This is a genomic window from Paeniglutamicibacter cryotolerans, assembly GCF_014190875.1.
Taxonomy (GTDB): Bacteria; Actinomycetota; Actinomycetes; order Actinomycetales; family Micrococcaceae; genus Paeniglutamicibacter; species Paeniglutamicibacter cryotolerans.
In genome coordinates this window covers 888,752-907,866 of sequence record NZ_JACHVS010000002.1, presented here as the reverse complement: position 1 = coordinate 907,866, position 19,115 = coordinate 888,752, and the positions used below count along the sequence as shown (strand labels likewise).

The following is a 19,115-nucleotide window of genomic DNA, read 5'->3' as shown; positions in this document are numbered from 1 at the left end:
TGGAGGATGGCATGCCTGAAGCGAAGACCAGGGGCGTACTTTTTATCCACTCAGCCCCTTCTGCGTTGTGCCCACACATCGAGTGGGCCGTGGGATCCGTAGTATCCCAGCGCTTTGAATTGAAGTGGACGCCTCAATCCGCCGCGCCCGGAATGTCCCGGGCAGAGGTTTCTTGGACCGGCCAACCGGGCACCGGAGCACTTCTCGCCTCCGCCCTGCGAGGTTGGGCGCACCTTCGCTATGAGGTCACCGAGGAGCCGAGCCCCGGCGTCGATGGAAGTCGCTGGTCCCACACACCCGATCTGGGTATTTTCCATGCCACCACCGATGCCGCAGGCAACATCATGGTCGGCGAGGACCGAATTCGCTACGCCTATGAACAGGGCGCCGGTGAACCCGCATTGGTCTACCATGAACTTTCGCTTGCCCTGGGTGAGGCTTGGGACGAGGAACTAGAGCCGTTCAGGCATGCGGCGGCCGGTGCGCCGGTACGTTGGCTGCATCAGGTCGTCTAGTCTGTTTGTACCCCGGTCCGCTGACCAGCAGCCGATAGGCCTTGCGCGATAAACACGGGAGTGCCGACAGCGTCCGGACCGGATCTATCCGGCAGCCACTATGGTTGCCCTGCAGGGGGCGGCCCGGCCGGACTGATGGGGAAATTCAATTTATTGCCTCCGCAGCTCCCAGGGCAAAGTGAACGAAACCCAATCGCCGAGCACGTGGGCGCCTGTGCCGGCAAGGATGTTCTTTGGTTTTGATGAAGGTCAGGGTGAGGGGCAGCGGGACGTATCCTATGGTCGCGAATGCCTGGGCAAGATTCCAGCTGTAGGTCGGCAGGTACACGGTGCCGAACCGGACTGACGTGTTCAACCAGGCCCACGACAATCGACTCGACAAGGTTCAGGAGCCAGCAGACAGCCAAGCTTAGGTGGTATGAGCCGGTCGGCATCCTGAACAGGACACTCCACTAGTGGCCGGCGAAGGCGATGAATGCGGCCGCGGGAGGGCAGGGACGAGGGGTCGTGGAACCAGCGATTGTACGTCGTTGGCTGCGGGGTAGAAGAGCAGCGCGGCGAATCCGGCCAAGATGATGGTCCCTCATTTCCAGCCCGCGACATCGACCGGCTCACCGTCGTAAGGAGAAAAGGCGCGGCCATTCGCCCACTCGATCGGAGGGCCGAAACGTCTTCCAGGCTGCCGCCCGGTCGTCGAGGCCAGGGCTTCCTCCCCGGCGCTTCGTAGGGAGGATCTAGTAGACCTGCGGGGTGCTTTCCTAGGGCCCCTCGCAGGGCACCAAAAAATGAGCAGGCCACCGGCGAGAACATCCGGACCCCTTGAGGAAGGGGTGAATCCCGGAACGAAAATGGAGGCCGTCGGATCCCTCGCGGGAACCGACGGCCTCCATTTCAACGGCGTCCAAGGGACGCCCTTGGCCTTAGAGGCTGCGGATTGCGACGACCGCGTTGTGACCGCCGAAGCCGAACGAGTTGTTCAGCGCGACGATGCTGCCCTCGGGCAGTACACGCGGGGTGCCGGTGACGATGTCCAGCGGGATCTCCGGATCCTGGTTCTCCAGGTTGATGGTGACCGGGGCCAGCCGGTGGTAGACCGAGAGGACGGCCAGCACCGATTCAACGGCGCCGGAGGCGCCCAACAAGTGGCCCATCTGCGACTTGGTGGCCGAGACGCACACGTTTTCCAGGTGAGCGCCGAAGGTGGCGCGCAGGGCGGTGTACTCGGGCTTGTCGCCGACCGGGGTCGAGGTGGCGTGTGCATTGACGTGGACCACGTCTTCGGGCTGGATGCGACCGTCGAACATGGCAGCCTTCAGCGCACGGGTGGCTCCCAGGCCTTCCGGGTCCGGAGCAGTGATGTGGTAGGCGTCTGCGGTCACCGAGGTGCCGGCCAGTTCGGCGTAGATGCGGGCGCCACGGGCCAGGGCGTGCTCCTCGGCCTCGAGGACCAGGGCGCCGGCGCCTTCGCCCATGACGAAACCGTCACGGTCGACGTCGTACGGGCGCGATGCGTGTTCCGGGTCGTCGTTGCGCTTGGACAGTGCCTTCATCGCGGCAAACGAGGCCATCGGCATCGGGTGGATGGCAGCTTCCGCACCACCGACCATGACGACGTCTGCCTTGCCCGAACGGATCAGTTCCAGGCCAAGGTGCATGGCTTCGGTGCCGGAGGCGCAGGCTGAGACGGGCGTGTGGGCCCCGGCGCGGGCGCCCAGGTCCAAGGAGACTGCTGCCGCGGGGCCATTGGGCATCAGCATCGGCACGGTCATCGGCAAAACCCGGCGCGGTCCCTTTTCCTTGAGCGTGTCCCAGGCGTCGAGCAGTGTCCAGACGCCGCCGATGCCGGTGGCGAACGCCACAGCGAGACGGTCGTGGTCGACGTCCTCGATGCCGGAATCCTTCCAGGCTTCGCGGGAGGCAACTACGGCGAACTGTGTCGAGGGGTCCATGCGCTTCATTTCAACGCGGGAGAGGACCTCGGAGGCCGGGTTGGAGGCGTGTGCGGCGATGCGCACCGGCAGGTCGTACTTTTCCACCCAGTCCTCGGTGAGCAGGTGCGCGCCGGAGACGCCCTTGAGGGAATTGGCCCACATGGTGGGAACATCGCCGCCAATGGGCGTGGTGGCTCCAAGGCCGGTGATTACAACTTTGCGGGCCATCGTGAAACTCTCTCCTGGGGGAAGGGTGCGGGGAATGCCGCTTCGGCTTGATGCGGGGCCGGGACTAGGTGTCAGGCCACGCGCCGTCTGCAAAAATTCAGGGGCAGCGGGGCCGATCGGGAACGATGCCCCCGATCGGCCCCGCCACGGGCGTGCCCCCGGCCCATATGGGCGCGGTGCACTTCCCGACGGCTATTTAGGCCTGTGCGCCGGCGATGAAGTTAACTGCATCGGCAACGGTCTTGAGGTTTTTGACCTCTTCGTCCGGGATCTTCACGTCGAACTTCTCTTCGGCGTTGACCACGATGGTCATCATCGAGATGGAGTCGATGTCAAGGTCCTCGGTGAAGGACTTGTCCATTTCCACGGCATCCGTGGCAAGGCCGGTCTCTTCGTTGACGATCTCGGCCAGACCGGCCAGGATCTCTTCGTTGCTAGCCATGATGGCTCCCTTCATGTTTTGCCGGGAAATGTCCCGACGATTGTTCAGACCGCGGGTGGCGGTCCGGAATATGGGTGGTTTCCCGGGGACAAGCCTAGGGCAGGACCACGACCTGCGCGCCGAAGACCACACCGGCACCGAAACCGATCTGCAGTGCCAGCCCCCCGGACAGCTCTGGATTCGTCTTCAGCATGCGGTCCATGGCCATCGGAATGGAGGCTGCCGAGGTGTTGCCGGACTCGGCAATGTCCCGCGCCACAACGACGGATTCGGGAAGCTTCAGCTGCTTGACCATCTCATCGATGATGCGCATGTTGGCCTGGTGCGGAAGGAAGGCGACCAGGTCCTCGGCGGTGACGCCGGCCTTTTCCAGGGCAAGCTTCGCCATCTTGGCCATTTCCCAGACGGCCCAGCGGAAGACGGTCTGGCCGTCCTGGCGCAGGGTCGGCCATAGTTTGGCCTCGGTGCCCGCCACCAGGGCTGTGCCGTCCGGGCTGGATTCGGCCTGCAGCGCGACATCGCGCAGGTCCATCATCGAGTGGGTCATGCCGATGGCATCCCACTTGCCGCCGTCCGATCCCCACACCGACGGCGAGATGCCGGGGGAGTCCGAAGGGCCGATGACTACGGCGCCGGCGCCGTCGCCGAGCAGGAAGGAGATGGTCCGCTCGTGGTTGTCGATGTAGTCCGAGAGCTTCTCGGCGCCAATGACCAGGACGTACTCGGCCATGCCCGAGCGCACCAGGGCGTCCGCCTGGGCCACGCCATAGCAGTATCCGGCGCAGGCCGCCGAGATGTCGAAGGCCGGGGCCGGCGTTGCGCCCAGTCGGTCGGCCAGCGCGGCGGCGGCCGACGGTGTGGCGTACGGGAAGGTGACCGTGGAGACGATGACGGCTCCGAGCTGATCCCCTGATATCCCGGCGCTTTCCAGAGCGGCACGGCCGGCGGCCTCTGCCATGTCCAGCAGTGAGGTTTCGGCATCGGCGCGGGCGCGGGTAATGATGCCGGTGCGCTGGCGGATCCACTCGTCGGAGGAGTCGATCCACTGGCAGACCTCGTCGTTGGTGACGAAGTTCTGCGGGCGGAAGGAGCCGACTCCGTGGATGCGGCTGAACTCGCGGGCTGTTTCCTGCTTCATGACGATGGACATGGTTAGTTCTCTTCCTGTACTGCGTCGGCATTGTGTTCGGCGACGAAGGCGCGGGCCGAATCGAGATCTTCTGGGGACTTCAGTGCCAGGGTGGCGGTTCCCTTGAGCCCGCGCTTGGCCAGGCCCACGAGGGTTCCTGCGGGGGAGAGCTCGAGAATGCCGGTGACGCCCGCTGCAGCCATTTCCTCCATGCACCTGTCCCAGCGGACCGGGCGGGAAACCTGGGCGACGAGCGAGGCGAGATTGGCTGCTCCGCCGGACACCGCCCTGCCGTCGAAATTGCTCAGCAGGATCGCCGCGGGATCGCGCGGGGTCAACGCCGGGACCAGCGTGTTGAGCACGTCTACAGCCGGAGCCATGTGTCGGGTGTGGAAGGCGCCCGCCACCTTCAGCGGAATCACGCGGGCCTTGGCCGGCGGATTCGCGGCGAAGGCTGCGATCTCCTCCAGGGTCCCGGCAGCAACGATCTGGCCGCCGCCGTTGGCGTTGGCCGCCGTGAGGCCGGCAGATGCGATGGCAGCCAGTACGTCGTCAGGATCACCGCCGAGCACCGCGGCCATGCCCGTGGGAGTGGTTGCGGCGGACTGGGCCATGGCGTTGGCACGTTCACGCACGAAGAGCATGGCGTCGGCTTCGTCCAACGCGCCGGCCAGGGCCGAGGCGGTGATCTCGCCGACGGAGTGTCCGGCCAGCAGGACGCCGGCGGGGATGTCGCCGCCGAACAAGGCGCCTGCCGTGACCAGGCCTGCTGCCACGATCAGCGGCTGGGCGACGGCAGTGTCTTTGATGGTTTCCTCGTCAGAGACGGTGCCGTGGGCGAGCAGGTCGCGTCCGGTCAGCTCGGAAAGGGTGGCCAGATGCGCGGCGACACCGGGCACCTCAAGCCAGGGGGTGAGGAATCCGGGGGTCTGGGAGCCCTGTCCAGGGCAGACGATTGCTAGCACTATTCCAGCTTTCCAAATATGTTGCCGGACATGGGTGTTTTCACACACCAACCTCCCGGCATGGTTTTAGAGGTTTCCTACAATTCCGGTTCGACGTCCAAGCGTCCCACAACGAGTGCCGTCTGCAAAACAAACGCCTCCCGGGGAAGCAGCGGATCCCATCCGGTGACATCGCAGACGCGCTTGAGGCGGTAACGCACCGTATTGGCATGCACGAACAGTTCGCGGGCGGTTCCCTCGAGCGAATGGCCCAGGGCAAGATAGCTCGACAGCGTCTCCACCAGGCCGTTGCCGGCCTTGACCAGGGGGTTGTAGATACCCTGGATCAGTGAGATTCGAGCCGCCGCGTCCCCGTTCATGACCCGTTCGGGCCACAGGTCATCAGCCGCGACCGGGCGCGGCGCCAGTGGCCAGGCGCGGGCAGCTGCGATCCCGGCGAACGCCGCCTGGGCAGAGCTCGGGGCCTCCTTCAGCGTGGCGGCGACCGGGCCGTAGACCACCGGCCCCTCGCCGAAGTACCCGCTGAGCCGTTCAAGGCCGGCCGCCGATTCCTCGGCGCCACCGAGCATCAGGATTAGCCGTTCGCCCTGGATGCCGACCAGGCAGTCGCGGGCAATGCGCAGCGAGGCCCGGCGCAGTTCCGAGACAAAGCTGGCGCCGGCCACCGCGGGGGTCGAGCCGATGACCAGGGTGATGTTGTCATGTGATTTCCAGCCGACGGCCGAGATGCGTGAACGCAGTGAATCGGGGCTTTCCCCGCGCAACACCGCATCGACCACGAGCGCCTCGAGCCGGCTGTCCCAGGCACCGCGGGATTCGGCGGCACGGGCATAGACGTCGGCGGCGGCAAAGGCCACCTCGCGGGAGTAGCGCAGCACGGCCTCGCGCAGCTGCTGGTGTTCGGCCTCCGGGGCCAGATCCGGGACCTGGGACTCCACGACCTCCACGATGGTGCGGATCAGCTGGAGGGCCTTCTGCAGGCTGATGGACCTGGTCAGCTCGCTGGGCGCTCCGCCGAAGACGTCGGTAATCACCCACTGCGGGGAAGTGGTGGGCCGTTCGTACCAGGTGACAAACGAGGCGATGCCCTTCTGGGCAACGAGGCCCAGCGCGGCGCGCTCCTCGGGGCGCAGGCCGCGGTACCAGGGCAGCGACTGGTCAAGGTGTTTCAGTGCGACGGTCGAGAGCACGCCCAGATGCGACTTGAGCCTGGCCAGCGTGTCAGGAGTGGCCTTGGCCTGCCGAACCGGTCGGATCCGGCCGGCCGGCAGGGAAGAAATATCATCGCTCATACATCGAGGATACGCACCGGGGACGCCGTGCTCCATTTTGTGGGGTTCGCACAAAAAGCCGGGGTGGGGCAACCGGTGTGAACCGACTGCCCCACCCCGGCCGGGAAGGGGTGAAAACCCTCGGGCGCTAGCGCCGTGGTCCGACTAGATTTCGTCGAGCTTGTACTTGGCGAACGCGGCGGCCGGAACCGAGGCATCCACCTCTCCGCGCTTGGCGAGCATCTGCAGGGTGCGGACGACCACGGAGTGGGCGTCGATCTTGAAGAAGCGGCGCGCTGCTGCACGGGTGTCCGAGAAGCCGAAGCCGTCGGCGCCCAGCGTGGCGAACTCGTTCGGGACGAACTGGCGGATCTGGTCCGGTACGGCCTTCATGTAGTCGGTCACGGCGATCACCGGACCGGTGGCCCCGGCCAGCTGCGCGGTGACAAACGGTACCCGCGGTTCGGCCGTGGGGTCCATGAAGGATTCCTCCTCGGCTGCCAGGCCGTCGCGGCGCAGCTCGTTCCAGCTGGTGACCGACCAGACATCGGCCGACACCCCCCACTCCTGGGCCAGCAGGCGCTGGGCCTCGATGGTCCAGGGTACCGCCACGCCCGAGGCCAGCAGCTGCGCACGCGGGCCATCGACCGTGGCCGGGGAGGCCAGGTAGATGCCGCCGAGCACACCGGCGACGTCCAGGTCCTCGGGCTCCTTGGGCTGCTGGTACGGCTCGTTATACAACGTGATGTAGTACATCACGTTCGGATCCTCATGCTTCCCGCCATACATGCGCTGAAGGCCGGCCTTCATGATATGCCCGATCTCATAGCCGTAGGCCGGATCGTAGGTGATTACCGCCGGGTTGGTCGAGGCCAGGATCGGGGAGTGCCCGTCGGCGTGCTGCAGCCCCTCGCCGGTCAGCGTGGTGCGCCCGGCGGTGGCACCCATGATGAACCCGCGGGCCATCTGGTCCCCGGCGGCCCAGAAGGCATCGCCGGTGCGCTGGAAGCCGAACATCGAGTAGAACACGTAGATCGGCACCAGCGGCTCATCATGCGTGGCATAGGAGGTACCGGCGGCGGTGAACGCGGCCACCGCACCGGCCTCGTTGATGCCCGGGTGGATCAGCTGCCCGGAGACCGACTCCTTGTAGGCCAGGACCAGTTCGCGGTCCACCGAAAGGTAGTTCTGTCCGCCCGGGTTGTAGATCTTCGCCGTGGGGAAGAACGAGTCCATGCCGAAGGTGCGGGACTCATCGGGAACCACCGGCACCACGCGCTTGCCGAAGTCCTTGTCGCGCATCAGGTCCTTGAGCAGGCGCACGAAGGCCATCGTGGTGGCGGCCTCCTGCTTGCCCGAACCGCGGGCCGCGACCTCGTAGGCCTTGTCCTCGGGCAGGTGGATGGGCTTGGAATCCTTGCGGCGCGAGGGAACGGCGCCGCCGAGGGCCGCGCGGTGCTCCATCATGTACTCGATTTCCGGTGCGTCCATGCCCGGGTGGTAGTACGGGGGCAGGTACGGGTCGGCTTCAAGCTGCTCATCGGTGATCGGGATGCGCAGGTGGTCGCGGAAGGCCTTGAGGTCCTCCAGGGTCAGCTTCTTCATCTGGTGGGTCGCGTTGCGGCCCTCGAAGTGCGGGCCCAGGCCGTAGCCCTTGACCGTCTTGGTCAGGATGACCGTCGGCTTGCCCTTGAACTCGGTGGCTGCCTTATAGGCGGCGTACATCTTGTGGTAATCGTGGCCACCGCGCTTGAGGTTCCAGATCTGCGTGTCGGACATGTCCGCGACCATTTCCTTGGTCTGCGGGGACTTGCCGAAGAAGTGCTCGCGCACGAAGCCGCCGGATTCTGCCTTGTAGGTCTGGTAGTCCCCGTCCGGTGTCTGGTTCATGATCTCGACCAGGGAGTTATCGGTGTCGGCGTCCAGCAGGGCATCCCACTCCCGGCCCCAGACGACCTTGATGACGTTCCAGCCGGCGCCGCGGAAGAAGGCCTCGAGTTCCTGCATGATCTTGCCGTTGCCGCGCACCGGGCCGTCAAGGCGCTGCAGGTTGCAGTTCACCACGAAGGTCAGGTTGTCGAGGTGTTCGTTGGCGGCGAGCTGGAGCAGGCCGCGCGATTCGGGCTCGTCCATTTCACCGTCGCCCAAAAACGCCCAGACGTGCTGGCCGGAGGTGTCCTTGATGCCGCGGTTTTGCAGGTAGCGGTTGGATTGGGCCTGATAGATCGCGTTCATCGGGCCGATGCCCATGGACACGGTCGGGAATTCCCAGAAGTCCGGCATGGAGCGCGGGTGCGGATAGGAGGGCAGGGCGTGGCCCTTGCGGGACTTTTCCTGGCGGAAGCCGTCGAGGTCTTCTTCGCTCAGGCGCCCTTCCATGAACGCGCGGGCGTACATGCCGGGTGAGGCGTGGCCCTGGAAGAAGACCTGGTCTCCGCCGGAGGGGTGGTCCTTGCCCTTGAAGAAGTGGTTGAAGCCGACCTCGTAGAGGGTGGCGGCACCGGCGTAGGTGGAGATGTGTCCGCCGACGCCCACCCCGGGGCGTTGGCCGCGGTGGACCATCACGGCGGCGTTCCAGCGCATCCAGGCGCGGTAGCGGCGTTCGACTTGTTCATCGCCGGGGAAGTCCGGTTCCTGGTCCACGGGGATGGTGTTGACGTAGTCGGTGGTGGTCACCATGGGCACTCCGACGCTTTTGGCGCCGGCGCGCTGGAGTAGTGAGCGCACGATGTATTGGGCGCGTTCGGTGCCTTGGGTTTCGACCAGGTCATCGAAGGATTCGATCCATTCGGCGGTTTCTTCGGGATCGCGATCCGGTAGCTGGCTGGTCAAGCCGCTGCGGATGTGGGAAATATGTTCCTCTACAGCCACGTCCATCTTCTCCTCGTTACGGGTACAGCGCGGAACTGCGAGGCCAGGTATGTTTTCCATGGCAGGCACGCAGCGGCGGCTTGGCCGCCAAAGGGTGGTCCACCGCCGTCGGGTAGTCGGGCGCGGACCTTCGCATCCACTGTAGTGCGCGCGGCTGCACGATGCGTAGCCGAGAGGCGCCGCGTAATGGCTTTGCGTCGCGGAAATGGGCATTGGTGACAAGAAACATAGCCGCGGAACAGGTCAATACGGCGTGTTGCGGCCGTTGCGCTTGATGGAGCGGAAGAAAAGGTGTTGGCTTAGGTGGACGCTTGAAACCAGCAGGACCAGCAGGAGGAGTGACGTGAGCGACGCCGTACCGGCAACGCCTGAAGCAGCCATGAAAATGGGCTTCAATGAAGGACAGCTAATTCAAGAGCTCGGCTATGACGATGATGTCGATTTCGACCTCCGCGACGAAGTTGAGGATGCCATTGGCTCCGAGCTTCTGACCGAGGACGATCACGAGGTCGTTGATGCAGTCATGCTCTGGTTCCGTGCTGATGATGGTGATCTCGTCGACGCTCTGGTCGACGCACTGACATCCCTAGACGGTGGGGGCCCCGTATGGCTACTCACCCCCAAGGCCGGGCGAGACGGTCATGTCTCTCCGGCAGATATTCAGGCCGAGGCGCCCACCGCCGGTCTGCATGTGACGTCCACAGAAGGCGTCTCCAAGGACTGGTCGGCCATGCGGCTTGTGGCTCGCCGCAAGAACTAGCAATGGTTGATAACTCGGGGTCCGCTGCCCTGGCATCACAACACGGTGCCGTAGCGGCGGACTCCGGCCCCCAGGGGGCGGCGCCGATTATCGGTAGGCCAGTCCCTTATTTTGCGTTGTCCAACCAATTCGGCGAAATCGTAGACCCAGCGAGAATGGTTGAACACAGCTATTTTCTGGTCTTCTACCCATTCGCCTTTTCCGGGGTGTGTAGTTCAGAACTTGCGCAACTGGAAACCGTTGCCGCCGAGTTCGGTTCCCGGGGTGTAGGCATATACGGTGTTTCCGTGGACCACAAGTACGCCTTGCGTGCTTATGCGCAGCAAATGAGCCTCTCTTTTGGCCTGCTTGCAGACTTCTGGCCGCATGGAGCGGTTTCGAAGTCCTTTGGTTGCTTTGACGAGCAACGCGGAATGTCTACACGGTCCACGTTTCTGGTCTCCAAGGGTCGGGTTACCGCTCATTTCTCGACACCGACCCACCAGGCAAGAGAGTTGGCCGACTACCGATTGGCCATCGACGGACTGGGCGGCGGGCACTCAATAGACTGATCAGACAGTGAATCATGGTCCTAGTTTTTAGTTTGAAACGGGCCAAAGTACTGTCGATTTGGTTTTTTGGAACGTCATGCACTAGATTTATTCCTCGTGATGTTGATGAACTTCGGAAGCGAAATGAAGCGGCATCGCAAGTAAGGGCCTTTAGCTCAGCTGGTAGAGCGCCACGTTTACACCGTGGATGTCATCGGTTCGATCCCGGTAGGGCCCACCAACGAAAACCCCGTCATTCCCAGGCAACATGCCAAGGAATGGCGGGTTTTTTCGTATTCGGGTACCTCGTTTGTTTTTGCGGCTTCCTGATACTGATACTTCCAGGGGTTTCCAGTGGCGTGGTGGAAATCAAGAGCCATGGAAACGCCATGGATGGCATTGCCACCCGCGAACTCCGGTGTTGAGTCCGACGCCGACCAAGCGGGGGTGGGAAATTGCGTCCGCCCGGGCTAGCCCTTCGATGCTGGCCCAGGGAACACGCGCGGCTGTTCTGCCCAGACGGAGCTCGTCCCGGCCATGGTGCGGCGAACTACCAGTTCCATGGAGCTCCTGGCCCGCACCGGATCATGGGTGGCGATGGCATCGGCGATATCCATGTGCAATTGCGTGAGTTCCCCATGCGGGTGTTCTGGAAGGAGGCCGAGCGCCGCACGTCCGCGTAGCGTCGAACCGATGGGACCGGCAAGGCTGGCGAACATCTCGTTGCCCGATCCGACCAGCACCTTCGAATGGAACTCGACGTCCAGCTCCAGGAAGGCGCGCAGGTCCCCGGAGTCGGCCGCCACACCCATGGAAGCCGCAAGCACCCGCAGTCCGGAACCGAAGCCGTGCGGGGCGTATAGCGCGGCCAGCTCAGCGGCCACAGGCTCGATGGCAACACGAAGTTCGGTCAGCGATCGCAGCTGCGAGTTCTTGCCGGGGCCGGTCAGCCGCCAGCGGATCACCAGCGGGTCATAGGGGTTCCATTGTTCGGACGGCAACACCCGGGAGCCGACATGCTTGACCGAATGGAGCAGTCCGGCCGAGGTCAACACGCGCACGGCCTCGCGGATGACCGAACGGGAAACGCCGAGCTCCTCTTCCAGCTCACTGGCAAGCAGCACCGAGCCCGACGGGTAGGTTCCATTGACTATCCGGGCGCCGAGCATTTCCACGGCGCGCCTGTGCAAGCTATCGGGCATGGGCCAACAATAGCCCCGGAGTAGGAGATATGGGCGAATAGTCAGTTCATCGGGCGTCGCGAAGACACCAGACGCATGGGGTCACGGCTGGCAGGGGCGGGCGTCGAACTACTAAGCTTGAGGCAAGTCACGGAGCCGTGCCCGGAGCTGTAGGTGCCGGGCAATGCCCCGCATGTCGCACCCCTATGGAAAGAGACTTCATGCTTGCACAGATTGGCGTTACCGGCCTGGCGGTCATGGGCGCAAACCTCGCCCGCAACTTCGCCCGCAACGGCTACACCGTTGCGCTGCACAACCGCTCCGTCGCAAAGACCGACGCGCTGCTGGCAGCCCATGGCGATGAGGGCGCCTTTGTCCGTACCGAAACCCTTGCCGAGCTCGTCGCAGCACTGGAGACCCCGCGCCGCGTGCTGATCATGGTCAAGGCCGGAGCGCCGGTCGACTCGGTCATCGACCAGCTGGTGCCGCTGCTGGAGGCCGGTGACATCGTCATCGATGCCGGCAACTCCAACTTCACCGACACCCGCCGCCGCGAAGCCGCCCTGGCCGAACACGACCTGCACTTCGTGGGCGTGGGCGTTTCCGGAGGCGAAGAGGGGGCCCTGCTCGGCCCCTCGATCATGCCCGGCGGATCGAAGGAGTCCTACGACGCGCTCGGCCCGATGCTCGAGAAGATTTCCGCCAAGGTCGACGGACAGCCGTGCTGCGCCTGGATCGGCACCGATGGAGCCGGCCACTTCGTGAAAATGGTCCACAACGGCATCGAGTACGCCGACATGCAGGTCATTGGCGAGGCGTACGACCTGATGCGTTCGGGCGCCGGCATCGAACCAGCCGCGCAGGCCGGGATCTTCACCGAGTGGAACCGAGGCGAGCTCGCCTCGTTCCTGATTGAAATCACCGCCGAGGTGCTCGGCCACGTCGATGCGAAGACCGGCAAGCCGCTGGTCGATGTGATCGTCGACTCGGCGGGCCAGAAGGGCACCGGCCGTTGGACCGTGCAGTCCGCCCTGGACCTGGGCTCTCCGACCTCGGCCATCGCCGAGTCGGTCTTCGCCCGTGGGCTGTCCTCCCAGCGCGGCCAGCGTGCCATCGGACAGGAGGTCCTTGCCGGACACGAGGTGCCCGTCGAGCTCGGTGCCGACTTCGTCGAGGACGTGCGCCAGGCGTTGTTCGCTTCCAAGCTGGTTTCCTACGCCCAGGGCATCGACATGCTCACCGCCGCGGCGAAGGAATACGACTGGGCCCTGAAGATGGATGAGATTGCCGCCCTGTGGCGCGGTGGCTGCATCATCCGTGCCGAGCTGCTCAAGGACATCACCAAGGCGTATGCCGCCGACGAGGCACCGGCCAACCTGCTGTTCGCCCCGGCGTTCTCGAAGGCCATCGGCGAGGCCCTTCCGGCCTGGCGCCGGGTGGTCTCCACCGCCGTGCAGCTGGGCATCCCGGTGCCGGTGTTCTCCTCCTCGCTTGCCTACTATGACGGCCTGCGCCGCAAGCGCCTTCCCGCAGCGCTGACCCAGGGCCTGCGTGACCTTTTTGGTGCGCACACCTACAACCGCGTTGACATGGAAGGCACGTTCCACACGCAGTGGAGCGGGGACAAGACCGAGGTCGAGGCCGTCGACACCCACTAGCCGGTTCCTCCGGCTCGCGCGGGCCGGAGGATCGCGACCACATGCGTTCGCAGCGCAATCCGGGATCGGCAAGCCCCTGACGGGGCAGGCCGGTCCCGGTTTGCGTTGCGGGACCGCGACAAAGCCGGAGCCGAGTGCCGCTGCAGGAGCTGGTGCCGGACGGCCCGCTGAGGCGCTCTGCGGCGTGGAGCGAGGCTGGGGCAGCGGACCTGTGGTGGGAAGTCGTCCACCTCCCCGCAGGTACAGCCCCCTTGCCCCGAACCGCAGCTCCACCGCAGCAGGGCCGTGGCCGAGTCGTTCGGCGTGAACACCCAGCGCTGCCACCTGACCCGGCCTCCCTGCCCTGACGCGTTGATCCGGCGCAGCGTTGATGCAAGCCCCGGACCGGATGTCCTTGATCTCGGGTGTGGGACAGGGATCGCCGTCCGGTTCCGGCAAAAAGGTTGCACCATGCTCGGCGTCGAGCCTGATCCGCGGATGGCGGAGTTCGCGCGGCACAGCGGCCTCGAGGCGGAGGTGGCACGATTTGAAACCCGGGATTCCGCCGACCGGAGCTGTGAGGCCCTCGTTGCCGGTACTACATGGCACTGGATCGATCCGGCTCTGGGCATCACGGAGGCGGCGCGGGTCCGGCGCCCGGGTAAGTCCGGTCCTCTTCGGGCATGCCTTCCAGCTTCCGTACGTCGTGGCCGAAGCCCGTTCCTCCGCCTATCAGGACCTGTGTCCCGGATCGCCGTTCAATGGCCAGGACATCACGATCCGGACCCTGTACGGGTGCCAGGAGCTGTGCTCCAGCTGTGTCCGGGGCCTCTGCGATGCAGCCGGCTTCGACGGGGCGGACGAGTGGCGTTTTGACTGGGAACGGTCGTGCACGCGGGAGCAGGAGCCGGACCTGATGCCGACGGGTGGCGGCCTGACCCGGCTTGCACCGGACAAACTGGCGGGGTGATGGAGGCCGTGGGGTCTGCCATCGATGCGACCGGGAAGACGCTTCACGATGCAGTACCCCACGCCGCCGGTCATGGCGGTGCGGAAGCCGGGGCAGCTCTCCCGGTTTCCTTGTCCGGGGCAGGGCCGGGGGCATAGGCTCGGCCACATGGACTATCGCTTCCTCGGAAACACCGGGCTCAAGATCACCGAAATCACCTACGGCAACTGGCTGACCCATGGCTCCCAGGTGGAGAACGACGTCGCCGCACAATGTGTCACGGCCGCCCTCGACGCGGGCATCACCACCTTCGACACGGCCGACGTGTATGCAAACGGCGCAGCCGAGGAGGTGCTCGGCACGGCGCTGAAGTCCCAGCGCCGGGAATCACTCGAAGTCTTCACGAAGGTCTACTGGCCCGTCGGCCCGAAGGGTCCCAACGACACCGGACTGTCCCGCAAGCACATCATGGAGGGCATCAACGGCTCGCTGCGGCGGCTGGGCATGGACTACGTCGACCTCTACCAGGCGCACCGCTACGACCATGAGACGCCGCTGGAGGAGACCATCCAGGCGTTCGCCGATGTCGTCCGGGCCGGCAAGGCCCTGTACATCGGCGTCTCCGAGTGGAGCGCCGAACAGCTGCGGGCGGGCCAGGAACTCGCCCGGCAAGCGGGATTCGCCCTGGTGTCCAACCAACCGCAGTATTCGGCCCTGTGGCGCGTCATTGAGGCCGAGGTCGTTCCGGCCTGCGTGGAGCTCGGCATGTCGCAGGTCGTCTGGTCGCCGATGGCCCAGGGCGTACTCTCCGGGAAGTACCTGCCCGGCCAGCCGCCACCGGCGGGCAGCCGTGCGACGGACGAGAAGGGCGGTGCGAGGATGATCACCGGCTTCATGGACGACGCAGTGCTCGAACGCGTCCAGAAGCTGCGTCCGATAGCGAATGAGCTCGGGCTGGAAATGTCGCAGTTGGCCATCGCGTGGGTGCTGCAGAACCCGAACGTTGCCACGGCTCTGGTCGGGGCCTCGCGGCCCGAACAGGTCACCGAGAACGTGAAGGCTGCCGGAGTAGTGATCCCGGTGGAGCTGATGGCCTCGATCGACGAGGCGCTGGGCGACGTGGTGGAACGGGACCCGGCCAAGACGAAGAGCCCGGAGAAGCGCGTGGTCTAGGCCATGCCGGGACGCTCAGCGCGGCGGCTGGCTAGTGCGTGGGAATCAGCACTATCTTGCCGCCGATGCCGTGCCTGGTGCCCTGCTCCAGCAGTTGGTGTGATCGCGCTGCCGCCGAGAGGGGCAGGATCATGCCGAGCCGCGCCTCGATGCCCCGGCCGGCGAACAATGCGTTCAGGAGGGTTGCGGCCGCGTCCAGGTCGGCCACCGATGCATTGCTGATGGCGAACCCATGAAGGCTGATGTCCCTGACGTACAGGGCCCCGGTATCGATGTCCTGACGGGCATGGATGCCGGCAGTATGTATGATCCGTCCGCCGACGCCCAGCAGCGTGGCCAGGTGGTTCACTTTCATGGATCCGGAACAATCCCAGGCCACTTCCGCACCGCCGTCGGTGAGCTCTTCCAAACGGCGATGGAGCTGCGGCTCGCGGTAATCCAGTACCGACTGGGCCCCGAGCCCGGTGACCCAGCCGAGGTCCGCTCCAGCAGCCACGGCAAGCACCCGGGCCCCCAGGGAGACAGCGATTTGCACGGCAGCCGAGCCGACTGCCCCTCCGGCACCCAGAATGACCACCGTTTCACCGGCGATGAGGCAGGCCTCCCGCACCAGCCCCAGATAGGCTGTGGCGCCGCCGTGGAGCACCGCCACGGCCTTCTCGGCAGTCACGCCCGCCGGAAGCCGGTAGACGCGTTCGGCGGCAGCCAGGACGAACTCACTGAAGCTTCCCTGCCGCCCGGCATGGCCCAGGCTGTTGCTCCATGCCCGGTCCCCGGGGGCTAGGGAGCGGACGTCGCTACCGACGGCTTGCACGGTGCCGACCACATCTCGGCCCACGATAAACGGGAATTCCAGCTGTGTGGCATAGGCTCCGGACCGGATCAGGAGGTCCACGTGATTTACCGCCACCGCCTCCATGCGCAGCAAGACATCTTCGGGGCCGGGTGCTGGAACCGGGAGGTGGCCGTACTCAATGGCGTCCGGGCCCCCGAGGGTGCGGATGAACGCGGCACGCATGAAAGCCGGGTTCCGGGCGGATCGGTTCGTCATGGCCGAGTGCTCCTGACCGGGAGGCGACGAGGGGGTGCGCTTTGGCCCATGGTAGCCGCAACTGTCCGCGCCGGCTGCGCCGCGCACGTCCAGTGACCAGCAGAAGAAGAACGCGGCGGGCGGAAGGGACCGCCAGGGGTCCAGTTCATTCCGCCCGCCGCGGGGGTGTTACGTCGTGTTGTCCGGTCCGCCTAGATCCACATGGCCGGGTCGATGTATTCGGCCGGATCCACTGCTGGTTTGTGCTCCTCGGCCGTCCGCGGCCGGTTCTTTGCCGGGATGCCGGTGATGATGGAATCCGGTGGAGCGTCCTTGACCACCACGGCATTGGCTCCGATGGCCGAGTCGGCGCCAATGGTGATCGGGCCCAGCACCTTGGCGCCGGCACCGATGACCACGCGGTCCCCGATGGTCGGGTGGCGCTTGACCTTGGCCAGCGAGCGGCCGCCGAGTGTCACCCCGTGGTAGATCATCACGTCGTCTCCGATTTCGGCCGTCTCGCCGATGACCACCCCCATGCCGTGGTCGATGAAGAAACGCCGGCCGATGGTCGCCCCGGGGTGGATCTCGATCCCGGTGAGGAAGCGGCCGGCCTGGGAGAGCAGTCGCGCAGGGAAGCGCAGTCGCGGGTTCTGCCACAGCCGGTGAGTGAGCCGGTGGATCCAGATTGCGTGCAGTCCCGAATAGGCGAGGAAATTCTCCGCATTGCCGCGTGCCGCAGGATCATGGGCGCTTGCGCCACGCAGGTCTTCAAGCATTCGGGAAATGAAACTCACATCGGGCCTTTGCTGGGTGGGGTTTTGTTGACTGGACTAACGGTTGTTAGCCGCGGATATCGTCGAAGAGCATGGTCGAGATGTAGCGTTCGCCGAAGTCGGGAATGATGGCGACGATCAGCTTGCCGGCGTTTTCCTCGCGGGCAGCCACCTGCAGGGCGCCCCATACGGCCGCGCCGCCGGAGATGCCTCCGAGGATTCCCTCCTGGTTGCCCAGATCGCGGGCGATGGCGACCGAGTCCTCGATGCCGGCGTCCAGCACCTCGTCGTAGATCTCGGTGTCAAGCACCTCGGGAACGAAGTTGGCGCCCAGGCCCTGGATCTTGTGCGGACCCGGCTTGCCGCCATTGAGGATCGGGGAGTCCTTCGGCTCGACCGCGATGATCTGCACGCCGGGCTTCTGCTCCTTCAGGTAGGAGCCGGCGCCGGTGATGGTACCGCCGGTGCCGATGCCGGCGACCAGGATGTCCACTGCACCGTCGGTGTCTTCCCAGATCTCGCGTCCGGTGGTGTCGTGGTGGATCTTAGGGTTCGCGGTGTTGGCGAATTGCTGGGCCCAGACCGAGTTCTCGGTGGTGGCCACGATCTCCTTGGCCTTCTCGACGGCGCCACGCATGCCCTCGGAGCCCGGAGTCAAGACGATCTCGGCACCGAAGGCACGCAGCATGACGCGGCGTTCGGTGCTCATGGTCTCGGGCATGGTCAGCACGACCTTGTAGCCGCGGGCCGCTCCGACCATGGCCAGGGCGATGCCGGTGTTGCCGGAGGTCCCTTCGACGATGGTTCCGCCGGGCTTGAGCGCGCCAGAGGCCTCCGCCGCATTGACGATGGCCACGCCGATGCGGTCCTTGACCGAGTTGGCCGGATTGTAGAATTCCAGCTTCACCGCGATGGTGGCCGGCAGCCCGGCGGAGAGGCGGTTAAGCCGGACCAGCGGGGTGCGGCCGACGATTTCGGTGACATCGTTGTAGATCTTGCCCATGGCGAGGGTGGTCCTGTCTGGTTTTGTTGATGACGACGGGAAATGCTGTGCTTCCAGCCTAGTCAAAGGGCTTCCGGCTGGGTCAGTCGACGAGCCATGCGGAGTAATATTTCCGCGCCTTGGCCAGCTTGGGGTTGATAATGACCCTGCAGTAGCCCTCATAGGGATTCTGCGCGTAGAAGTCCTGATGGATTTCCTCGGCCAGGAAGAAGGGGGCGGCGGGCCCGATCGTGGTGACTATCGGATCTCTCCAAAGCTCCCCGGCCCGGTCGATGGCTGCGGAGAATTCGGCTTCCTGGCCCGGATCCAGCGTGAACATCGCAGATCTGTACTGCGTGCCGACATCATAGCCCTGCCGGTTCAGCGTCGTCGGATCGTGTGTGGCGAAGAAGATGTCCAGGATGACGTCCGCCGGCACCAGCAGCGGATCGAACGTCACTGCCACCGCCTCGGCATGGCCCGTGGTCCCCGAGCAGACCGAACGGTAGTCCGGGTCGCTGGTGGCACCGCCGGTGTAGCCGGAGAGTACTGAGGAGACGCCACGGGTCTTCTGATAGATCGCATCCAGGCACCAGAAGCAGCCTCCGGCCAGCACAAACGTGCGATGGCCATCGTGTTCTGCCTGGAGCGGGATGACTGAGGGGGCTATTGAAAATCGGGTCACACCAATACATAAGGTGCCACGACACCATTTCATTCCCGCATCCGGCAAATCGGTGCCAGG

At 65.2% G+C, this 19,115-nt stretch carries 17 protein-coding genes and 1 tRNA gene; 7 read left to right on the top strand and 11 right to left on the bottom strand.

Annotated elements, in window-relative coordinates; all coding sequences use genetic code 11:
• The first annotated feature begins 11 nt into the window (after positions 1-11).
• Positions 12-515 (top strand): DUF3145 domain-containing protein, encoded by a 504-nt coding sequence (locus E9229_RS17350; protein ID WP_183512907.1) that lies wholly within the window; start codon positions 12-14, stop codon positions 513-515.
• Between the two features lie 920 nt (positions 516-1,435).
• On the opposite strand, the gene fabF is transcribed toward E9229_RS17350, so the two are convergent.
• From fabF to aceE, 6 genes are all read right to left on the bottom strand, one after another.
• A complete protein-coding gene (gene fabF, locus E9229_RS17345) occupies positions 1,436-2,674 on the bottom strand; it encodes a beta-ketoacyl-ACP synthase II (protein ID WP_183512906.1) in 1,239 nt (412 codons plus the stop codon).
• A 196-nt stretch (positions 2,675-2,870) separates the two neighbouring features.
• Entirely contained in the window at positions 2,871-3,116 is a 246-nt protein-coding gene (locus tag E9229_RS17340; RefSeq protein ID WP_183512905.1) for an acyl carrier protein, read from the bottom strand.
• 94 nt (positions 3,117-3,210) lie between these two features.
• Positions 3,211-4,266: a beta-ketoacyl-ACP synthase III gene (locus E9229_RS17335; RefSeq protein ID WP_183512903.1), complete on the bottom strand. Its 1,056-nt coding sequence runs from the start codon at positions 4,264-4,266 to the stop codon at positions 3,211-3,213.
• Between the two features lie 2 nt (positions 4,267-4,268).
• A complete protein-coding gene (locus E9229_RS17330) occupies positions 4,269-5,210 on the bottom strand; it encodes an ACP S-malonyltransferase (RefSeq protein WP_183512902.1) in 942 nt (313 codons plus the stop codon).
• Positions 5,211-5,287: 77 nt separating this feature from the next.
• Positions 5,288-6,502: a PucR family transcriptional regulator gene (locus E9229_RS17325; protein ID WP_183512901.1), complete on the bottom strand. Its 1,215-nt coding sequence runs from the start codon at positions 6,500-6,502 to the stop codon at positions 5,288-5,290.
• Positions 6,503-6,646: 144 nt separating this feature from the next.
• The gene (gene aceE, locus E9229_RS17320) at positions 6,647-9,358 is read right to left on the bottom strand and encodes a pyruvate dehydrogenase (acetyl-transferring), homodimeric type (protein ID WP_183513139.1); all 2,712 of its coding nucleotides are present in this window, start codon (positions 9,356-9,358) and stop codon (positions 6,647-6,649) included.
• A 337-nt stretch (positions 9,359-9,695) separates the two neighbouring features.
• Between aceE and E9229_RS17315 the strand changes: the two genes are divergently transcribed.
• The 3 genes from E9229_RS17315 (at position 9,696) to E9229_RS17305 (ending at position 10,883) form a co-directional block, all read left to right on the top strand.
• The gene (locus E9229_RS17315; protein WP_183512899.1) at positions 9,696-10,112 is read left to right on the top strand and encodes a DUF3052 domain-containing protein; all 417 of its coding nucleotides are present in this window, start codon (positions 9,696-9,698) and stop codon (positions 10,110-10,112) included.
• Positions 10,113-10,114: 2 nt separating this feature from the next.
• On the top strand, positions 10,115-10,663 hold the full coding sequence (locus E9229_RS17310; protein WP_183512898.1) for a redoxin domain-containing protein: 549 nt from the start codon (positions 10,115-10,117) through the stop codon (positions 10,661-10,663).
• A gap of 144 nt (positions 10,664-10,807) precedes the next feature.
• A tRNA-Val gene (locus E9229_RS17305) sits at positions 10,808-10,883 on the top strand.
• A gap of 229 nt (positions 10,884-11,112) precedes the next feature.
• On the opposite strand, the gene E9229_RS17300 is transcribed toward E9229_RS17305, so the two are convergent.
• Positions 11,113-11,844 carry a FadR/GntR family transcriptional regulator gene (locus E9229_RS17300; protein ID WP_183512897.1) on the bottom strand — a complete coding sequence of 244 codons (732 nt, stop codon included), beginning with the start codon at positions 11,842-11,844 and terminating at the stop codon, positions 11,113-11,115.
• Positions 11,845-12,044: 200 nt separating this feature from the next.
• Between E9229_RS17300 and gndA the strand changes: the two genes are divergently transcribed.
• The 3 genes from gndA (at position 12,045) to E9229_RS17285 (ending at position 15,582) form a co-directional block, all read left to right on the top strand.
• Complete coding sequence (gene gndA, locus E9229_RS17295) at positions 12,045-13,481, top strand: NADP-dependent phosphogluconate dehydrogenase (protein WP_183512895.1); 1,437 nt, start codon at positions 12,045-12,047, stop codon at positions 13,479-13,481.
• A gap of 285 nt (positions 13,482-13,766) precedes the next feature.
• On the top strand, positions 13,767-14,336 hold the full coding sequence (locus E9229_RS20125; protein WP_183512894.1) for a class I SAM-dependent methyltransferase: 570 nt from the start codon (positions 13,767-13,769) through the stop codon (positions 14,334-14,336).
• Positions 14,337-14,577: 241 nt separating this feature from the next.
• Positions 14,578-15,582 (top strand): aldo/keto reductase family protein, encoded by a 1,005-nt coding sequence (locus E9229_RS17285; protein WP_183512893.1) that lies wholly within the window; start codon positions 14,578-14,580, stop codon positions 15,580-15,582.
• 31 nt (positions 15,583-15,613) lie between these two features.
• Here E9229_RS17285 and E9229_RS17280 read toward each other — a convergent pair whose 3' ends face one another.
• From E9229_RS17280 to msrA, 4 genes are all read right to left on the bottom strand, one after another.
• Positions 15,614-16,633 (bottom strand): NADPH:quinone reductase, encoded by a 1,020-nt coding sequence (locus E9229_RS17280; RefSeq protein ID WP_221184692.1) that lies wholly within the window; start codon positions 16,631-16,633, stop codon positions 15,614-15,616.
• A gap of 191 nt (positions 16,634-16,824) precedes the next feature.
• Positions 16,825-17,409 carry a serine O-acetyltransferase EpsC gene (gene epsC / locus E9229_RS17275; protein WP_183512891.1) on the bottom strand — a complete coding sequence of 195 codons (585 nt, stop codon included), beginning with the start codon at positions 17,407-17,409 and terminating at the stop codon, positions 16,825-16,827.
• Positions 17,410-17,455: 46 nt separating this feature from the next.
• Positions 17,456-18,391, bottom strand: coding sequence for a cysteine synthase A (cysK, locus tag E9229_RS17270; protein ID WP_183512890.1), 936 nt, complete (start codon positions 18,389-18,391; stop codon positions 17,456-17,458).
• Positions 18,392-18,473: 82 nt separating this feature from the next.
• On the bottom strand, positions 18,474-19,055 hold the full coding sequence (gene msrA, locus E9229_RS17265; RefSeq protein WP_312855747.1) for a peptide-methionine (S)-S-oxide reductase MsrA: 582 nt from the start codon (positions 19,053-19,055) through the stop codon (positions 18,474-18,476).
• Positions 19,056-19,115 lie beyond the last annotated feature (60 nt).

What these genes read in the sequence shown, in the direction of transcription:
- E9229_RS17285 (WP_183512893.1), top strand. Translation starts at nt 14,578, where the DNA reads ATGGACTATCGCTTCCTCGGAAACACCGGGCTCAAGATCACCGAAATC.
- E9229_RS17335 (WP_183512903.1), bottom strand. Translation starts at nt 4,266, where the DNA reads ATGTCCATCGTCATGAAGCAGGAAACAGCCCGCGAGTTCAGCCGCATC.
- fabF (WP_183512906.1), bottom strand. Translation starts at nt 2,674, where the DNA reads ATGGCCCGCAAAGTTGTAATCACCGGCCTTGGAGCCACCACGCCCATT.
- E9229_RS17310 (WP_183512898.1), top strand. Translation starts at nt 10,115, where the DNA reads ATGGTTGATAACTCGGGGTCCGCTGCCCTGGCATCACAACACGGTGCC.
- E9229_RS17340 (WP_183512905.1), bottom strand. Translation starts at nt 3,116, where the DNA reads ATGGCTAGCAACGAAGAGATCCTGGCCGGTCTGGCCGAGATCGTCAAC.
- gndA (WP_183512895.1), top strand. Translation starts at nt 12,045, where the DNA reads ATGCTTGCACAGATTGGCGTTACCGGCCTGGCGGTCATGGGCGCAAAC.
- aceE (WP_183513139.1), bottom strand. Translation starts at nt 9,358, where the DNA reads ATGGACGTGGCTGTAGAGGAACATATTTCCCACATCCGCAGCGGCTTG.
- E9229_RS17280 (WP_221184692.1), bottom strand. Translation starts at nt 16,633, where the DNA reads ATGACGAACCGATCCGCCCGGAACCCGGCTTTCATGCGTGCCGCGTTC.
- E9229_RS17325 (WP_183512901.1), bottom strand. Translation starts at nt 6,502, where the DNA reads ATGAGCGATGATATTTCTTCCCTGCCGGCCGGCCGGATCCGACCGGTT.
- E9229_RS17350 (WP_183512907.1), top strand. Translation starts at nt 12, where the DNA reads ATGCCTGAAGCGAAGACCAGGGGCGTACTTTTTATCCACTCAGCCCCT.
- E9229_RS17300 (WP_183512897.1), bottom strand. Translation starts at nt 11,844, where the DNA reads ATGCCCGATAGCTTGCACAGGCGCGCCGTGGAAATGCTCGGCGCCCGG.
- cysK (WP_183512890.1), bottom strand. Translation starts at nt 18,391, where the DNA reads ATGGGCAAGATCTACAACGATGTCACCGAAATCGTCGGCCGCACCCCG.